The following is a 15362-nucleotide window of genomic DNA, read 5'->3' on the forward strand; positions in this document are numbered from 1 at the left end:
GGCCGGGTGCCCGGTACCCTGCGCCGGTGTCCAGCACCTCCTCCCTCCCCGGCCTCCGCTTCGCCTTCGGCACGCTCACCGTGCTGCCCGTCCGGGTGCACCGCTGGGACCGGGAGGCCGCCCGCCGGGGCATGCTGAACGCCCCCGTGGCCGGACTGGCCGTCGGCGCGGGCGCGGCCGGACTCGGGCTGCTGCTGCTCCTGCTGGGCGCGGGCCCGCTGCTCGCCGCCGTGGCCTCGGTGGCCGTACCCGCCGCGCTGACCCGTGGACTGCACCTCGACGGGCTCGCCGACACCGCCGACGGGCTGGGCAGCGGCAAGCCGGCCGAGGACGCGCTGCGGATCATGAAGCGGTCGGACATCGGGCCGTTCGGCGTCATCACCCTCCTGCTCGTCCTGCTGGCCCAGGTGGCCGCGCTGGCGCAGCTCTACGGCGACTCCTGGACCCGGGGCGCCACCGCCGCGCTGACCTCGGCGGTCGCGGCCAGGCTGGCGCTCACCCTGGCCGCGCGGGCCGGGGTGCCCGCCGCCCGCCCGGAGGGGCTGGGCGCGGCGGTCGCCGGGGTGGTGCCGGTGCCGGGCGCGCTGGCCGTGGCGGCCGCCGTCACGGTCGTCTCGGCCGCGTGGGGCGCGGCCCTCGGCCCGTACGGGGCTCTGCGCGCCGCGGCGGCCGTGGCACTCGCCCTGGCCGCCGCCGAACTCCTGCTGCGCCACTGCACCAGGCGCTTCGGCGGGGTCACCGGCGACGTGTTCGGCGCCCTCGCGGAGACGGCCGCGACGAGCGCCCTCGTGGTGCTGGCCCTCGGTCGCTAGTCTCTTCGCCCGTACACGGACGGACGGGATCGATCGGGGGATCATCCGTGCTCACCATGCGCCGCGCCCTGGCCTGGTTCATCGACTTCGCACTGGTGCTGACGGCGGCCTGGCTGCTGGCCGCGCTCACCTTCCACCGGATCACCGCGCTCGTCACCGACGTGCCGGACCTGGCCACCCGCGGCGGCTTCGACCTGCTCACCTCGCGCGGTGACGTCCTCGACGCCTCCGAGACGGTCGGCCTGTCGCTGTGGAACGAGGCGGTGCTGGCCGTCGAGGAGGCCTTCGGGGCGCTCGTGCTCGCCGCCTTCCTCTACCAGTGGGCCTGTCTCGCGCTGCTCGGCCGCACCCTCGGCAAGGGCCTGCTCGGCCTGCGGGTCACCCCGCGCCTGTCCCGCCGGGCGGTGCGCCGGGCCGCCGTCACCACCGCCGCCGACGTCGCCGTGTACGCCCTGGCCTGCGTGCTGCTGATCGAGGGTCAGTTCCTGCTGTCCGTGCTGGTGTGGGCGGCCGCCGTGGCCCTCTTCCTGGTGAACGCGCTCCCGGTGCTCTCCCCCGGCCGCCGCTCCCTCGCCGACCGCCTGGCCGGCACCTCGGTCGCCGCGGTGGCCCCGCGCACCGGGGATCGCGGGGATAGGGATTACCCGACGGCATGGCCGAGGGATTACCCCAGGGCATGGCCCGGGGACCACCCGCAGGGCTGAGGGAACGGGCACACGCGCGTAGTCTCGTCCGCGGGTGTTCGCCGGCAGGGTGAAGGCCCCGGTTGCCACCTGCCCCCAGGCCTGGGCCTAGGGTCGGCTGTCGGGCCCGGTCGACCCACCCCTTTTCGGCCACAGCAACTTCACATCGGAAGCGAGATCTCACCACCGTGACTGCTCTGACTCTCAGCACCGCCGCGGCGCCCGGCCTGCGGGCCGACGCGATCGTGATCGGTGTCGCCAAGGGTGCCAAGGGGCCCGTCGTCGCGCCGGGCGCCGAGGCCGTGGACAAGGCTTACGACGGCAAGCTGGCCGGCGTCCTGGAGACCCTCGGTGCCTCCGGTGCCGAGGGCGAGCTGACGAAGCTGCCCGCCCCGGCCGGCTTCAAGGCGCCGCTCGTGGTGGCGGTGGGCCTGGGCGCGGAGCCCGACAAGGACGCCGGGTACGACGCCGAGGCCCTGCGCAAGGCCGCCGGTGTGGCCGCCCGGGCCCTGACCGGGGCCCGCAAGGCCGCGTTCGCGCTGCCCGTCGACGGCCCCGGTGCCCTCGGCGCGACCGGTGAGGGCGTGCTGCTCGGCGCGTACGCCTTCGACACGTACAAGGAGAGCGCCAAGGACGCGCGGGCCAAGAACGGCAAGGCCCCGCTGGCCGAGGCCGTGCTGCTCGGCGGCAAGCCGCGCGACGCCGCCCACAAGGGTGCCGTGGCCCGTGCCGTCGCGGTCTGCGAGGAGCTGAACCGCGCCCGCGACCTGATCAACATGCCGCCGAACGACCTCACCCCGCAGGCGTTCGCCGGGGTCGCGCAGAGCGCGGCCAAGGAGCACGGCCTCAAGATCCAGGTGCTCGACGAGAAGGCGCTCGTCAAGGGCGGCTACGGCGGCATCCTGGGCGTCGGCGGCGGCTCGGCGGCGACCCCGCGGCTGGTCAAGCTGTCCTACTCGCACCCGAAGGCGGACAAGCACCTCGCCCTCGTCGGCAAGGGCATCACCTACGACTCGGGCGGCATCTCGCTGAAGCCGGCCGGCCACAACGAGACGATGAAGTGCGACATGAGCGGTGCCGCCGCCGTGTTCGCCGCGGTCGTCGCCGCCGCCCGGCTGGGCCTGCGGGTCAACGTCACCGGCTGGCTGGCGCTGGCCGAGAACATGCCCTCGGGTTCCGCCGTCCGCCCCGGCGACGTGCTGAACATGTACAGCGGCAAGACGGTCGAGGTGCTCAACACCGACGCCGAGGGCCGGCTGGTGCTCGCCGACGCGCTGTGGGCGGCCTCGCAGGAGGCGCCGGACGCGATCGTGGACGTCGCCACGCTGACCGGCGCGATGGTGCTGGCCCTGGGCAGCCGGACGTTCGGCATCATGGCCAACGACGACGCGTTCCGCTCCGCGCTGCACGAGGCGGCCGAGGAGGTGGGCGAGCCCGCGTGGCAGATGCCGCTCCCCGAGCACCTGCGCAAGGGCATGGACTCGTCCGTCGCCGACATCGCCAACATGGGTGAGCGCATGGGCGGCGGACTGGTCGCCGGCCTCTTCCTGCGCGAGTTCGTGGGCGAGGGGATCACCTGGGCGCACCTCGACATCGCGGGTCCGGCCTTCAACGAGGGCGGCCCGTTCGGCTACACCCCGAAGGGCGGCACCGGTTCCGCCGTCCGCACGCTGGTGCGGCTCGCCGAGCTGACCGCCGCGGGTGACCTGGGCTGATGAACGCCCGGTAGCCCTGGCCGCCCCCCGGCGGGGTGGCCTCCGGAGCGCGGGGACCGTACGCACGGTCCCCGCGCCCGCCCCCCCTGCGCGCCTTCGTTTGCGGGGGTACGTGGGGTGTCTCACACTCGGGCCCCGCGTCTCGTCCGCCTCGAACAAGTGCAAAGATGGAGCCCGGCAGGACAGGGCCCCCACCGAAGGGCCGAAGCATCAAGCGGCCGGACACCAGCCGCCCGCCGGTCATCGGAGATCGGCGCAAGGCGCACATGCATGGAGGACGTGACGTGGCGAACGACGCCAGCACCGTTTTCGACCTAGTGATCCTCGGCGGTGGTAGCGGTGGTTACGCCGCGGCCCTGCGCGGGGCGCAGCTGGGCCTGGACGTCGCCCTGATCGAGAAGGACAAGGTCGGCGGCACCTGCCTGCACCGGGGTTGCATCCCCACCAAGGCCCTGCTGCACGCGGGCGAGGTCGCCGACCAGGCCCGCGAGAGCGCGCAGTTCGGCGTCAAGGCCACCTTCGAGGGCATCGACATCGCCGGGGTCCACAAGTACAAGGACGGTGTCATCTCCGGCCTGTACAAGGGCCTGCAGGGCCTCGTCGCCTCCCGCAAGGTGACGTACATCGAGGGTGAGGGCCGGCTGTCCTCCCCCACCTCCGTCGACGTGAACGGTCAGCGGATCCAGGGCCGCCACGTCCTGCTGGCGACCGGCTCCGTGCCGAAGTCGCTGCCGGGCCTGGAGATCGACGGCGACCGGATCATCTCCTCCGACCACGCCCTCGTCCTGGACCGCGTGCCGAAGTCCGCGATCATCCTGGGCGGCGGTGTCATCGGTGTCGAGTTCGCCTCGGCGTGGAAGTCCTTCGGCTCCGACGTCACGGTCGTCGAGGGCCTGAAGCACCTCGTCCCGGTCGAGGACGAGAACAGCTCGAAGCTGCTCGAGCGCGCCTTCCGCAAGCGCGGCATCAAGTTCAACCTGGGCACCTTCTTCCAGAAGGCCGAGTACACCCAGGACGGCGTGAAGATCACCCTCGCCGACGGCAAGGAGTTCGAGGCCGAGGTTCTGCTCGTCGCCGTCGGCCGCGGCCCGGTCTCCCAGGGCCTGGGCTACGAGGAGCAGGGCGTCGCCATGGACCGCGGCTACGTCCTGGTCGACGAGTACATGCGCACCAACGTTCCGACCATCTCCGCCGTCGGTGACCTGGTCCCGACGCTCCAGCTCGCGCACGTCGGCTTCGCCGAGGGCATCCTGGTGGCGGAGCGTCTGGCCGGTCTGAAGACCGTCCCGATCGACTACGACGGTGTCCCGCGGGTGACGTACTGCCACCCGGAGGTCGCCTCCGTCGGTATCACCGAGGCCAAGGCCAAGGAGATCTACGGCGCGGACAAGGTCGTCGCTCTGAAGTACAACCTGGCGGGCAACGGAAAGAGCAAGATCCTCAACACCGCGGGCGAGATCAAGCTCGTCCAGGTGAAGGACGGTGCCGTGGTCGGCGTCCACATGGTCGGCGACCGCATGGGTGAGCAGGTCGGCGAGGCCCAGCTGATCTACAACTGGGAGGCGCTGCCGGCCGAGGTCGCCCAGCTCATCCACGCCCACCCGACGCAGAACGAGGCCCTCGGCGAGGCGCACCTGGCGCTGGCCGGCAAGCCGCTGCACTCCCACGACTGAGCCTTCGGTCAACGGGCGCGACGACACAGACTTTCCGCAATTCGTAAGGAGCAACCGAAACCATGGCGGTTTCCGTAACCCTTCCGGCGCTCGGTGAGAGCGTCACCGAGGGCACTGTCACCCGCTGGCTGAAGGCCGAGGGCGAGCGCGTCGAGGCCGACGAGCCGCTGCTCGAGGTCTCGACCGACAAGGTCGACACCGAGATCCCCTCGCCCGCCGCCGGCGTGCTGGCCTCCATCAAGGTCGCCGAGGACGAGACCGTCGAGGTCGGCGCCGAGCTGGCCGTCATCGACGACGGCTCCGGCGCCCCCGCGGCCGCTCCGGCCCCGGCCGCCGAGCCCGCTCCGGCCCCCGAGCCCGAGCCCGCTCCGCAGGCCGCCGCCCCCTCCACCGAGCAGGCGGCCCCCGCCCCGGCCCCGACCGCCGAGGCCACCTCCGGCGGCGGTTCCGCCGAGGGCACCGACGTGGTCCTGCCCGCGCTCGGTGAGTCCGTCACCGAGGGCACCGTCACCCGCTGGCTGAAGTCGGTCGGCGACTCCGTCGAGGCCGACGAGCCGCTGCTCGAGGTCTCCACGGACAAGGTCGACACCGAGATCCCGGCGCCCGCCGCGGGCGTGCTGCTCGAGATCGTGGTGAACGAGGACGAGACCGCCGAGGTCGGCGCCAAGCTCGCCGTCATCGGCGCCCCGGGTGCCGCTCCGGCCGCCGCTCCGGCTCCGGCCGCCCCGGCCCCGGAGCCCGCCGCCGCTGCCCCGGCCCCGGCCGCCCCGGCCCCGGCTCCGGCGGCTCCGGCCCCGGCCCCCGCCGCCCCCGCGGCCCCAGCCGCCGCCGCTCCGGCCCCGGCCCAGCCCGCGGCTCCGGCCCCCGCCCCGGCCGCCCCGGCCCCGGCTCCGGTCACCCCGGCGGCCGCGCCGAGCGCGCCGACCGCCACCCAGGCGACCGACGAGGGCGCCTACGTGACCCCGCTGGTGCGCAAGCTCGCCGCCGAGAACGGCGTCGACCTGGCGGACGTCAAGGGCACCGGTGTCGGCGGCCGTATCCGCAAGCAGGACGTCCTCGCCGCCGCCGAGGCCGCGAAGGCCGCCTCCGCGCCGGCCCCCGCCGCCGCCCCGGCCGCCGCGAAGAAGGCCCCGGCGCTCGAGGTCTCCCCGCTGCGCGGCCAGACCGTCAAGATGACCCGCATCCGCAAGGTCATCGGCGACAACATGGTCAAGGCCCTGCACGAGCAGGCCCAGCTCTCGTCGGTCGTCGAGGTCGACGTCACCCGTCTGATGAAGCTGCGCGGCAAGGCGAAGGACTCCTTCGCCGCCCGTGAGGGCGTCAAGCTCTCCCCGATGCCGTTCTTCGTCAAGGCCGCCGCCCAGGCGCTGAAGGCCCACCCGGTCATCAACGCCCGGATCAACGAGGCCGAGGGCACCATCACCTACTTCGACGCCGAGAACATCGGCATCGCGGTGGACTCGGAGAAGGGCCTGATGACCCCGGTCATCAAGGGCGCCGGCGACCTCAACATCGCGGGTATCGCCAAGGCCACGGCCGACCTGGCGGGCAAGGTCCGCGCCAACAAGATCACCCCGGACGAGCTGTCCGGCGCGACCTTCACCATCTCCAACACCGGCTCGCGCGGCGCGCTGTTCGACACGATCATCGTGCCGCCGAACCAGGTCGCGATCCTCGGCATCGGTGCCACGGTCAAGCGTCCGGCCGTCATCGAGACCGAGGAGGGCACGGTCATCGGCGTCCGCGACATGACCTACCTGACCCTCTCCTACGACCACCGCCTGGTGGACGGCGCCGACGCGGCCCGCTACCTGTCGGCGGTCAAGGCGATCCTGGAGGCGGGCGAGTTCGAGGTCGAGCTCGGCCTCTGATCTCCCTGATCAGGCAGTGCGGCACCCCGTCCGGAACGTTCCGGGCGGGGTGTTCGCGTTTGTCGGGGTGCGCGCCGTGTAAGCCTCGTCTCACCTGCGTCAAAGCACCCCCGCGCGCCGTATCCGCGACGCGAACCCGCCGTATTGTCTAAACGTCAGCCCCTGGGAGGAGCCCCCCATGACCGCGCCCGTCGTCCACTCGCTGCGCGAACAGATCCGCGAGCACATCGTGGAGGGAATCGTCAGCGGGCGCTGGCAGCCGGGCGAGCGCATCGTGGAGCGGCGGATCGCCACCGAGCTCGAGGTCAGCCAGACGCCGGTGCGGGAGGCCCTGCGCGAGCTGGAGTCCCTGCGCCTGATCGAGTCGGCCCCCAACAAGGGCGTGCGGGTCCGCAACCTCACCGCCGCGGACCTGGAGGAGAGCTACCCCGTCCGGGCGGGCCTGGAGGCCATCGCGGCGGAACTGGCGGCCGACCGCCTCGCCGGGGACTGCTCGGCCCTGGAGCCGCACGTCCTGGCCCTCTACGAGGCCGACCGCGCGGCCGACGGCACGGGCCAGGTGCGCCACACGGTGGGCTTCCACCGGGAACTGGTCCGCGCGGCGGACAACTCGGTGCTGCTGCACACCTGGGAGGGCCTGGGCATCGAGGTGTTCACGGCGCTGTCCATCCGCTGGCTGGGCACGGTCCAGCAGAGCTACGCGGAGGAGCACGAGGAGCTGGTGCAGGCGTTCAAGCGCCGTGATCCCCGGATCGCCGAGCTGGTGAAGGCCCACGTCCTGGGCTGCGCCCCGCGCGCCTGACGCAGTCGAGCGCACCCCCGCTCAATCGCCGTCCCACCTGCGAAAACCCTCCCCGATCACGACACTCGGTGCCCCCGCCCGAGGCACCGCGTGCCGACTTTCTCGATATCGAGAAGTTTTCCCCCTCCAACCTTTGATCGATCATCGATCACGGAGTTAGAGTCTCCGGCGGACCTCCACCGAGGTCCGCCTGCCCTGTCCTGCCAAAGACCAAGGGCAACCCCGAACCCTTCACGATGAGGGAACCCCCTTCGACTGAGGAAGGCGGCGACATGACCGACCCCAACGCCATCCAGCCGAGCGCGCTCGACCAGCTCCCGGACCGCGACCCGGAGGAGACCGCCGAATGGCAGGCCTCCCTGGACGCCGTGGCCAGGGAGGCCGGGCCGCACCGCGCCGCCTACCTGATGCGGCGCACGCTGGAGCGTGCCGAGGCGGGCGGCGTCGCGCTGCCGAAGCTCCTCGAGACGGACTACGTCAACACCATCCCCACCTCCGCCGAGCCGGGCCTGCCCGGTGACCCGGAGATGGAGGCCCGGATCACCGCCTGGAACCGCTGGAACGCGGCCGCCATGGTGACCCGCGGCGCGAAGCACGGCGTCGGCGGCCACATCGCCACCTTCGCCTCCGCGGCCTGGCTCTACGAGACGGGCTTCAACCACTTCTTCCGGGGCAAGGAGCAGGACGGCTCCGGCGACCAGCTCTACATCCAGGGCCACGCCTCCCCCGGCATCTACGCCCGCGCCTTCCTCGACGGCCGGCTGAACGAGGGACACCTCGACAACTTCCGCCAGGAGTCCGGCGGCAACGGCCTGCCCTCGTACCCGCACCCGCGCCGGCTGCCCTGGCTGTGGGAGTTCCCGACGGTGTCGATGGGCCTCGGCCCGCTCTCCGCGATCTACCAGGCGCGCTTCAACCGTTACCTCACCAACCGCGGCGTCAAGGATGTCTCCGCCTCCCACGTCTGGGCCTTCCTGGGCGACGGCGAGATGGACGAGCCCGAGTCGACGGCCGCTCTCGCGCTGGCCGCCCGTGAGGAACTGGACAACCTCACCTTCGTCATCAACTGCAACCTGCAGCGCCTCGACGGCCCGGTCCGCGCCAACTTCAAGATCGTGCAGGAGCTGGAGGCCCAGTTCCGCGGCGCCGGCTGGAACGTCGTCAAGACGCTCTGGGGTTCGGCCTGGGACGAGCTGTTCGCCCTCGACACCACTGGCGCGCTGGTACGCCGGCTGCGCCAGGTGCCGGACGCCCAGGTGCAGACGTACCAGACCCGCGACGCCGCCTACATCCGCCAGGACTTCTTCGGCGCCGACCCGGCGCTGGTGGAGATGGCGAAGCTGCTGAGCGACGACAAGATCCTCGAGTGCTTCCACCTGTCGCGCGGCGGTCACGAGGCCCGCAAGGTCTACGCCGCGTACAAGGCGGCCGTCGAGCACAAGGGCGCGCCGACCGTGATCCTGGCCCAGACGGTCAAGGGCCACACCCTTGGCAGCGGCTTCGCGTCGAAGAACGCCAACCACCAGATGAAGAAGCTCTCGGTGGACGAGTTCAAGGCGATGCGCGACCTGCTCGGACTGCCGATCAAGGACAGCGACTTCACCGACGGCGTGGTCCCCTACGGCCACCCGGGCGCCGACTCCCCCGAGGTCCGCTACCTCCAGGAGCGCCGCGCGGCCCTCGGCGGTCCGGCCCCGGCCCGCCGCGTCCACCCGCTGGCCCCGCTGCCCGCCCCCGCCGCCAAGGCCTTCACCGCCTTCGACAAGGGCTCCGGCTCCCAGAACGTCGCCACCACCATGGCGTTCGTCCGCCTGGTCAAGGACCTGGTCCGCGACAAGGAAACCGGCAGGCGCTGGGTGCCGATCGTCCCGGACGAGGCGCGCACCTTCGGCATGGAGAGCCTCTTCCCCTCCCTCGGCATCTACTCGCCGAAGGGCCAGACGTACGAGCCGGTAGACCGCGACCAGCTCATGTACTACAAGGAGGCCAAGAACGGCCAGATCCTCAACGAGGGGATCACCGAGGCCGGTTCGATGGCCGACTTCATCGCCGCGTCCAGCGCGTACGCGACGCACGGCGAGGCGATGATCCCGTTCTACATCTTCTACTCGATGTTCGGCTGGCAGCGCACCGCCGACCAGATGTGGCAGCTCGGCGACCAGCTCGGCCGCGGCTTCCTGGTGGGTGCCACGGCGGGCCGTACGACGCTGACCGGAGAGGGCCTGCAGCACGCCGACGGCCACTCCCCGGTGATCGCGGCCACCAACCCGGCCGCGCTCAGCTACGACCCGGCCTTCGCCTACGAGGTCGCGGTGATCGTCCGCGAGGGTCTGCGCCGGATGTACGGCGAGGCCAAGCCGGGCGAGGACAGGGACGTCTTCTACTACCTGACCGTCTACAACGAGCCGCTGCCGCAGCCGGCCAAGCCGGCCGCCCCCGGCATCGACGAGGGCATCGTCAAGGGCCTGTACCGCTTCAACACGGCGGAGTCCGCGGGCGTGACCGCCCCGGCCAACGCCCCGCGCATCCAGCTCCTCGGCTCGGGCACGGCGATCCACTGGGCGCTCGACGCCCAGAAGCTGCTCGCCGAGGACTGGGGCGTGGCCGCCGACGTGTGGTCCGCGACCTCCTGGGGCGAGCTGCGCCGCGACGCGCTGGACGCCGACGCGGCCCTGCTGCGCGGCGAGGAGCGGGTGCCGTACGTGCGGCAGGCGCTGCAGGGCGCCGAGGGCCCGGTGCTGGCCGTCTCCGACTACATGCGCCAGGTCCCGGACCAGATCGCGCAGTGGGTGGAGCAGGACTGGTCCTCGCTGGGCGCGGACGGCTTCGGCCTCTCCGACACCCGTGAGGCCGCCCGCCGCCACTTCGGCGTCGACGCCGAGTCGATCGTCGTCGCCGCGCTCGCCCAGCTCGCCAAGCGCGGCGAGGTCAAGGCGACGGCGGTGAAGGAGGCCCGGGAGAAGTACGGGCTGTAGGCACCGGCAGGTTCCGGAAGGGGTACGGCGGTCGCCGTACCCCTTCCGTTGTCAGTGCACCCCGGCATCATGAGGCCATGCGCGCCGCCCGCCTCATCAAGATGGTGCTCCTGCTGCAGTCCCGGCCCTCCATGACCGCCGCCGAGCTGGCGCGGGAGCTGGAGGTGTCGGAGCGGACGGTGACCCGGGACGCCCAGGCGCTGTCGGAGGCGGGGGTGCCGGTGTACGCGGACCGGGGGCGGGCCGGCGGGTACCGGCTGGTCGGCGGGTACCGGACGCGCCTGACGGGGCTGGCGCGCACCGAGGCCGAGGCGCTGTTCCTGAGCGGGGTGCCGGGTGCGCTGCGGGAGATGGGGCTGCAGGACGCCGCCTCCGCCGCCCGGCTGAAGGTGTCCGCCGCGCTGCTGCCCTCGCTGCGGGACGCCCCGGACAGCGCCGCCCGGCGGTTCCATCTGGACGCGCCCGCCTGGTTCCAGGAGCCCGAGACGCCGGCGCGGCTGCCGGTGATCGCCGAGGCGGTGTGGGCCGACCGGCGGATCGGCGCGGTGTACCGGCGCGGGGAGCGCCCGGTGGAGCGGGAGCTGGAGCCGTACGGGCTCGTACTGAAGGCCGGCGTCTGGTACCTGTGCGCGCGGGTGACCGGCGACGGCGCCTTCCGGACGTACCGGATCGACCGGTTCGGCGAGGTGGACGTCCGGGAGGAGCGCTTCGACCGGCTGCCGGACTTCGATCTGGCGGCCTTCTGGGCCGGGCAGGCCGAGCGGTTCGCCCGGTCGATCCTGCGCGCCGCGGTCGTCGTACGGCTGTCCCCCGAGGGCGCGCGCAGGCTGCCGTACGCCGTGGATCCGGCCGCCGCGCGCGAGGCGCTCGCGGACGCGGGCGAGCCGGACGGCGAGGGGTGGGTGACGGTGACCGTGCCGGTGGAGTCCCAGGACGTGGCCCACGAACAGCTGACGGCGCTGGGTCCGGAGGCCGAGGTACTGGCGCCGGCGGGTCTGCGGGAGCGGTTCGCGGCGGACGCGGCCCGGCTCGCGGCGCGCTACGGGCGCGCGGACGGCGCATAACGATCCGCCACACTCCACGTGCGCCCCGCGGGTGAAGGCCCGATGCTGGTGCCGTGATGGACGAGACGGAGTTCTGGGAGCTGATCGACGCCGCCCGCGAGGCCGCCGAGGGCGACCCCGAGGAGCAGGCGGACCTGCTCGTGGAACGGCTGCTCCAGTTGGACCCGGAGCTGGTCCTGGACTTCGCCCGTCACTTCGAGGCCCGGTACAACCGGGCCTACCACTGGGACCTGTGGGGTGCCGCCTGGGTCCTGCTGGACGGCGCCAGCGACGACGCGTTCGACTACTTCCGGTGCTGGCTGATCGGCCAGGGCCGGGAGGTCTTCGAGGGCGCCCTGCACGACCCGGACTCCCTGGCCGACCTGCTCGAGGACTTCGACGAGGAGATCGACGGGGACGGCGAGGAGCTGGGCTACGCGGCGGACGAGGCGTACGAGCAGCTCACCGGCACCGTCGCCCCGGACCTCGGCATCGCCCCGGCGCCGGCCGAGCCGGAGGGCACCGCGATCGCCTTCGAGAACGAGCGGGCGCTGGCCGAGCGCTATCCGCGTCTGTGGGAGCGCTTCAAGGAGTAGCCGGGCCCGGCGCGGGGGCGGCGGCGGGCCGCCCCGTGCTCATGCGCCCGCGCGCCCGCGGGCGGGGTCCGACGGCGGCCGGGCGGCCGTGTCGGTCCCGGCCGGATGGTGCGGGGGCGCGGCGTTCGCCCGGTCGAGGGCGGAGGCGGTGACGGCGGCCGGGCCGAGCACGACGGTCGCGACCGCGCACATCGCCGCCCAGGGTCCGCGGGCCGGCCGCGCCCGTTCCGCCCGCCTCGTGAACCGCCCGTGCCCGCCGCTCATGGTCCCCGCCTCCGCTCGTCGGCCGCCGCTCCCCGGCGTCTCGTCCCGTGCCCTGCCGTGCGGGGCGGGCCGCGCGGTGCGCGGCGTGCGTCCCGTGCCGTGCCCCGACGGTAGGGCGGGCGGCTCGTAGCGGGCTGCGGGGCGGCTATGACCTCCCTGTGGGCGTCCTGCCCTGGAGCCGGGCCGCCGTCAGCCTGATCTCCGGCAGCCGGGCGGTCAGGGCGGCGCCGGGGCAGGTGGTCATGAAGCCCTCGTTGTGGCCGGCCACGGCGGGCAGGGTGGTGGCGGTGCCCGCCTTGAAGCGGCTGTGGCCGTTGCTGGAGACCAGGTGGGCCGGGGCCCGGGGGTCGACGTCGGCGAGGCCGAGCTTCCAGGCGGCGAGGGCGGCGATCGCGTCGGTCATGGCCCGCGGCACGGGCACGCCGGCGGTGAAGGTGCCGAGGGCGGCGATGCCCGCGGTGCGGTGGTTGAAGCCCTGGGTGTGGGCGCCGGTCACCGGCCGCTCGACACCTCCGGCGCGGCCCTCGTAGATGGTGCCGCAGCGGTCGACGAGGAAGTTGTAGCCGATGTCGTCCCAGCTCCGCGCGCCGGTCTGGCCGGCGTACAGGGCCCGGATGATGCGGGGCGTGTCGGCGCAGTCGTACCGGTTGGGCGAGTCGGTGTGGTGGACGAAGACGGCGATCACCTTGTCGTCGTAGCGCGGGGGCGGCTGGCCGCGCGGAACGGCGGCCCGGTCCAGCCAGACGGAGCGGGACAGGATGCGCGGCCGGGGCGCGTGGTGGGCCGGGGCCTCCCGGTCCGCGCCGGGCCGGGCGAGGCGGGCCGGGGCGGCGCTCTCGACGCCCCGGGCGCACAGGGCCAGCGCCAGGACGGCGGTCAGGCCGGGGAGGCAGCCGAGCAGCACCAGCAGGGCACCGGGGACGCGGGCGGGCCGCCGCCCGCGTGTGCCCGGCGTTCTTCGCAGGACGCGCATGGTCCCACTGTCGGCTCGCCGCGCCGGGCCCGCGATGTGGGGTGTGCCACCTGGTGGAACCATCGTCCTTGTCCAGGCCGTTTCTGGGGATATACGCACACGTGGCCGGTTCGTGGTCCGGGTGGCCGTTCACGCGCGCGCGTGACTGATCACCGGGGCCGCCCGGCCCGTATCTCAGGGGGTCCGAGAGAAAGGCGGCTCCGTGGACCTGCTCGACCTGGTGCTCGCACTGGTGGTCGCCGTCTACGCGGTGTCCGGTTACCGGCGCGGGCTGGTGGCCGGCTGCCTGTCCCTGGCCGGGTTCCTGGGCGGCGCGGCGGTCGGGGTGTGGGCGCTGCCGTGGGTGACCGGCCTCGCCGCGCGCGGATCGGCGGCGGCGACCGTGCTGGCGGTGCTGACCGTGCTGGTGCCGGGCGTGGTGGGGCACGAGCTGGCGGCCCGGCCGGCGCTGCGGCTGCGGCGCCGGCTGGACGGGGACGGCCGGGGCCCGCTGCGGGTGGCGGACGGTACGGGGGGCGCGGTGGCGAACTCGGTCGCCGTGCTGATCGTGGCCTGGGTCGCGGCGAGCGTGCTGGGCGCCTCCTCCTCGCAGACCGTGACCACGGCGATCCGGAACTCGGCGGTACTGGGCGCGGTGCAGCGGGCGATGCCGGAGACCACCCCGGTGTGGTTCTCGCGGGCCACCTCCGCGCTGACGGAGGCGGGGTTCCCGCAGGTCTTCAACCCCTTCGAGAACGAGTCGACGGCCCAGGTGGCCCGGCCCACCGGGGACAGCGTCACGTCCGCGGCGGCGAGCGCGGCCAGGCGCAGCTCGGTGAAGATCGAGGGGGCCTTCGGCACCGAGGGCCGCGAGGGCAGCGGCTTCGTGTTCTCGGCCCGGCACGTGATGACCAACGCGCACGTGGTGGCGGGCATCGACCACCCGAACGTGCGGGTGGGCGGGATCGGGCCGGCGTACCGGGCCCGCGTGGTGCTCTTCGACCCGGACCGGGACGTGGCGGTGCTGTACGTGCCCCGGCTGCGCGCCCCGGTGCTGCGGTTCGACCACAGCGCGGTGCGCGGCGCGCCGGCGGTGGTCGCGGGCTATCCGCAGGACGGCGGCCTCGACCTGCAGGCGGCCACGGTGGCGAACCGGGTGCGGGCACGGGGCCAGAACATCTACAGCACCCGGACGGTCACCCGGGAGATCTACTCGATCCGCTCGACGGTGCGGCCCGGCAACTCCGGGGGCCCGCTGCTGTCGTCCGACGGCCGGGTGTTCGGCGTGGTCTTCGCCCGCTCCACCTCGGACGCCGAGACGGGGTACGCGCTGACGGCGGACGAGGTGGCGCGCGACGCCTCGGCCGGGGCCGCGGCCACGGCACCGGTCGACACCGGCCACCTCGTCACGTCGTAGGGCGCGTGGCCACGGAACGCTCCGGGGGTACGGGCCTCAGAGGGCGCGTCCCATGAGCACGTCGTCGACGAAGGCGCCCTCGATCAGCCACTCCCCCGGCAGCACGCCCTCGACCGCGAAGCCCTGGGACTCGTAGAGCCGCCGGGCCGGGGTGTTGTGCCCGAGCACGCGCAGGGTCAGGCGGCGCGCGCCCCGCGCCCGCGCCTCCTCGACGGCGGCCCGGACCAGCGCCCCGCCGACGCCCTTGCCCCGGACCTCGTCGGAGACGACCAGGCCCTGGATCTGGCGGACGTGGGCGTTGGCGGCCAGCGCGGTGGGCAGGACGAGGCGGATGTAGCCGGCGACGCGTCCGTCCACTTCGGCGACGAGGTAGTCCTCCGGCCGGTGCCGCTCGTCGAAGAAGGGCGGGTACGGCGGCCGCGGTGCGGGCAGTACGGCGTGCAGCGGGGACCAGGCGGCCCGGTCGAGGAGGGCCAGCTCCTCCTCGTCGGCGGGCAGGGCCATGCGTATGGACGGCATGCAGGTCACCTTAGGCAGGGCGGAGAGGAACGGCCGCGGC

Annotated in this window: 13 protein-coding genes; 10 read left to right on the forward strand and 3 right to left on the reverse strand. The window is 73.7% G+C overall.

The genetic code is table 11. From position 1 onward, the window contains the following. The first annotated feature begins 26 nt into the window (after positions 1 to 26). The 9 genes from ACWCPN_RS00125 to ACWCPN_RS00165 all read left to right on the forward strand — a co-directional run bounded on the left by ACWCPN_RS00125 (position 27) and on the right by ACWCPN_RS00165 (position 12170). Positions 27 to 812, forward strand: a complete 786-nt coding sequence (locus ACWCPN_RS00125) for an adenosylcobinamide-GDP ribazoletransferase (protein WP_451201332.1) — start codon at positions 27 to 29, stop codon at positions 810 to 812. Positions 813 to 868: 56 nt separating this feature from the next. Beyond that, entirely contained in the window at positions 869 to 1516 is a 648-nt protein-coding gene (locus tag ACWCPN_RS00130) for an RDD family protein (protein ID WP_451202259.1), read from the forward strand. Positions 1517 to 1683: 167 nt separating this feature from the next. Further along, positions 1684 to 3210: a leucyl aminopeptidase gene (locus ACWCPN_RS00135; RefSeq protein ID WP_199210266.1), complete on the forward strand. Its 1527-nt coding sequence runs from the start codon at positions 1684 to 1686 to the stop codon at positions 3208 to 3210. Positions 3211 to 3494: 284 nt separating this feature from the next. Beyond that, complete coding sequence (lpdA, locus tag ACWCPN_RS00140) at positions 3495 to 4883, forward strand: dihydrolipoyl dehydrogenase (protein ID WP_451201335.1); 1389 nt, start codon at positions 3495 to 3497, stop codon at positions 4881 to 4883. A 62-nt stretch (positions 4884 to 4945) separates the two neighbouring features. Next, a complete protein-coding gene (gene sucB, locus ACWCPN_RS00145) occupies positions 4946 to 6754 on the forward strand; it encodes a 2-oxoglutarate dehydrogenase, E2 component, dihydrolipoamide succinyltransferase (protein ID WP_451201337.1) in 1809 nt (602 codons plus the stop codon). 178 nt (positions 6755 to 6932) lie between these two features. Further along, positions 6933 to 7556 carry a GntR family transcriptional regulator gene (locus ACWCPN_RS00150; RefSeq protein WP_199210268.1) on the forward strand — a complete coding sequence of 208 codons (624 nt, stop codon included), beginning with the start codon at positions 6933 to 6935 and terminating at the stop codon, positions 7554 to 7556. A gap of 272 nt (positions 7557 to 7828) precedes the next feature. Continuing rightward, a complete protein-coding gene (gene aceE / locus ACWCPN_RS00155) occupies positions 7829 to 10531 on the forward strand; it encodes a pyruvate dehydrogenase (acetyl-transferring), homodimeric type (RefSeq protein ID WP_451201339.1) in 2703 nt (900 codons plus the stop codon). 77 nt (positions 10532 to 10608) lie between these two features. Beyond that, positions 10609 to 11595 (forward strand): helix-turn-helix transcriptional regulator, encoded by a 987-nt coding sequence (locus tag ACWCPN_RS00160; RefSeq protein ID WP_451201341.1) that lies wholly within the window; start codon positions 10609 to 10611, stop codon positions 11593 to 11595. 56 nt (positions 11596 to 11651) lie between these two features. Beyond that, positions 11652 to 12170, forward strand: a complete 519-nt coding sequence (locus tag ACWCPN_RS00165; RefSeq protein ID WP_199213500.1) for a DUF4240 domain-containing protein — start codon at positions 11652 to 11654, stop codon at positions 12168 to 12170. Positions 12171 to 12209: 39 nt separating this feature from the next. On the opposite strand, the gene ACWCPN_RS00170 is transcribed toward ACWCPN_RS00165, so the two are convergent. Together ACWCPN_RS00170 and ACWCPN_RS00175 are read right to left on the reverse strand one after the other, a co-directional pair. Continuing rightward, positions 12210 to 12434 (reverse strand): hypothetical protein, encoded by a 225-nt coding sequence (locus ACWCPN_RS00170; protein WP_451201343.1) that lies wholly within the window; start codon positions 12432 to 12434, stop codon positions 12210 to 12212. A 145-nt stretch (positions 12435 to 12579) separates the two neighbouring features. After that, complete coding sequence (locus tag ACWCPN_RS00175; protein WP_451201345.1) at positions 12580 to 13407, reverse strand: peptidoglycan recognition protein family protein; 828 nt, start codon at positions 13405 to 13407, stop codon at positions 12580 to 12582. A 202-nt stretch (positions 13408 to 13609) separates the two neighbouring features. Between ACWCPN_RS00175 and ACWCPN_RS00180 the strand changes: the two genes are divergently transcribed. After that, positions 13610 to 14803 carry a MarP family serine protease gene (locus ACWCPN_RS00180; protein WP_451201348.1) on the forward strand — a complete coding sequence of 398 codons (1194 nt, stop codon included), beginning with the start codon at positions 13610 to 13612 and terminating at the stop codon, positions 14801 to 14803. A gap of 36 nt (positions 14804 to 14839) precedes the next feature. Here the strand turns inward: ACWCPN_RS00180 and ACWCPN_RS00185 are convergent, their stop codons facing one another. Then, a complete protein-coding gene (locus ACWCPN_RS00185) occupies positions 14840 to 15322 on the reverse strand; it encodes an N-acetyltransferase family protein (RefSeq protein ID WP_451201350.1) in 483 nt (160 codons plus the stop codon). Between the last annotated feature and the right edge of the window lie 40 nt (positions 15323 to 15362).

The sequence above is a fragment of the Streptomyces sp. NPDC002386 genome, assembly GCF_053593175.1.

What these genes read in the sequence shown, in the direction of transcription:
- ACWCPN_RS00185 (WP_451201350.1), bottom strand. Translation starts at nt 15,322, where the DNA reads ATGCCGTCCATACGCATGGCCCTGCCCGCCGACGAGGAGGAGCTGGCC.
- sucB (WP_451201337.1), top strand. Translation starts at nt 4,946, where the DNA reads ATGGCGGTTTCCGTAACCCTTCCGGCGCTCGGTGAGAGCGTCACCGAG.
- ACWCPN_RS00130 (WP_451202259.1), top strand. Translation starts at nt 869, where the DNA reads ATGCGCCGCGCCCTGGCCTGGTTCATCGACTTCGCACTGGTGCTGACG.
- ACWCPN_RS00175 (WP_451201345.1), bottom strand. Translation starts at nt 13,407, where the DNA reads ATGCGCGTCCTGCGAAGAACGCCGGGCACACGCGGGCGGCGGCCCGCC.
- ACWCPN_RS00170 (WP_451201343.1), bottom strand. Translation starts at nt 12,434, where the DNA reads ATGAGCGGCGGGCACGGGCGGTTCACGAGGCGGGCGGAACGGGCGCGG.
- ACWCPN_RS00165 (WP_199213500.1), top strand. Translation starts at nt 11,652, where the DNA reads ATGGACGAGACGGAGTTCTGGGAGCTGATCGACGCCGCCCGCGAGGCC.
- aceE (WP_451201339.1), top strand. Translation starts at nt 7,829, where the DNA reads ATGACCGACCCCAACGCCATCCAGCCGAGCGCGCTCGACCAGCTCCCG.
- ACWCPN_RS00160 (WP_451201341.1), top strand. Translation starts at nt 10,609, where the DNA reads ATGCGCGCCGCCCGCCTCATCAAGATGGTGCTCCTGCTGCAGTCCCGG.
- ACWCPN_RS00150 (WP_199210268.1), top strand. Translation starts at nt 6,933, where the DNA reads ATGACCGCGCCCGTCGTCCACTCGCTGCGCGAACAGATCCGCGAGCAC.